General features: G+C 42.1%; 2 protein-coding genes. One reads left to right on the forward strand and one right to left on the reverse strand.

Annotated features, from left to right (window positions below):
• Positions 1 to 511, reverse strand: a 511-nt coding sequence (locus A3766_RS27320; protein WP_156509193.1) for a hypothetical protein, incomplete at its 3' end; no start/stop codon positions are given.
• Positions 512 to 686: 175 nt separating this feature from the next.
• Here A3766_RS27320 and A3766_RS27325 point away from each other — a divergent pair.
• The coding region (locus tag A3766_RS27325) for a DUF3187 family protein (protein ID WP_156509194.1) at positions 687 to 1,599 on the forward strand (913 nt) is incomplete at its 3' end.

A 1,599-nucleotide genomic window follows, 5' to 3' on the forward strand; every position in this document is an offset into this window, starting at 1 on the left:
CCAGCACATACAATAAAAAGCTAGTCAGTCCTTCCCTAGAAACCTCTTCAATGACCCCATCTAAACTCTGGACGACAGCCAGCTCTCCTAACCAGTAGGCTTGAGCCTCCCCTCCCTTCCAATAACTAATTGGATAGACAGATTGCTCGATGCGGGCAGAGGCCCCAATACTTCCAACCGTTATAGTACGACCGTCATCATAGCTGAGCGTATACTTTCTGGTTTCTTTCCCAGAAATATGCAAATGACAATCATCCAGCATCGCAATTAGTATCGCTTCGACCTTTTGATCGTTTGCGCGCCAAACAGCTTCACTTATCGGGTCAAGATTAGAAGACAGTAAATGATCTAAACACTCATTGATTGAATCAACTTGCATTTGGTAAGAGTAAACCCCTTTCGTAAAAACAATACCAAGCGATAACAATATGCTAAACAAAAAGCTATATAAGCAAATACGCTTAAGCAAGGGGGCTTTCTTTAGCTGTTTTAGCGTATTAGTTAAGCGCAAATGAAATCTCCTGAAGGGGATGTGAAAACTTGTGCAACACTAGCAAAATTCTTACGTGGCGTGTAGTACTGTTCAATGGCAAATGTAAAACGAGAATTCTTAATCAAAGGTAATTCGTGGCAAATTGCTTACCGTGGTAGCCTAGAACTCTAATTTAACTAATTTTCATAAGCTAATGCGCTCTATACTTACTACCCTTTGCTACATCGTGCTTTTTAGCTCTCAATTACAAGCTGCACAAACCTATAATAGCGAGACAATAGACGCTCGAAACAACAGCCCTATTGCTATGCTTTTCTCTCTCCCAAGAGCTAGCTTTTACCCAAATGAGCAAATCGGATCGATTCATTTACAATCAGACGCTTCGCTCACCAATTACATCAGCACTACAGATAAAAATGGCGACTATTTTCGCATAGACGGAGAAACCTGGAGATTTAGAAACACAGTTTCATACCAATATTCTCAACAGCTTCGCATTCTGGTAGACGCGTCCTGGATAAAACATGGCGGCGGTTTAGGTGATCGATTTATTTTCCACTTCCATGATGCATTAGCACTTCCACAAAATGGCCGCTCCGATAAGCAACACGATAGGTTCAACTGGACACTCTATTCTGAAAATCAGCAGGTATTATCTTTTCAGCGGGAAGCGTCTTCATGGGGTGACACCGAGGTTTCATTCGCATGGAAAATGAAAGAAATCTCCGATACTCAATACAACGCTACACTTAAAATTCCCACTGGCAACTACACGAATCAAACAGGCAGTGAAGCCTTCGACATAAATTTTAGCATCACCCAGCAGAACCCTGAGTGGTTCAAAAGGCGCAATTTTTTTGAACAAACAAAGCTTTCTTTATGGTACGGTACTGGTCTTGGCTATATAGGAAAGTCAGAGCAACTTAAGATTCTTGAGCAGCATCCTGTAAACCTTTCTTTTCGCGCAGGGTTCGCGTGGCTAATTAGTCCTAATTGGCAGTTAAAAAGTCAGATTGATACTCACTCCCCCTTGTTCAAAACAGAGCTACGTGAACTTGGCTGGGTACCGCTGCAAATATCCTTTGAAAGCGCACACCGTTTCAGTC

The organism is Oleiphilus sp. HI0132 (genome assembly GCF_001635845.1).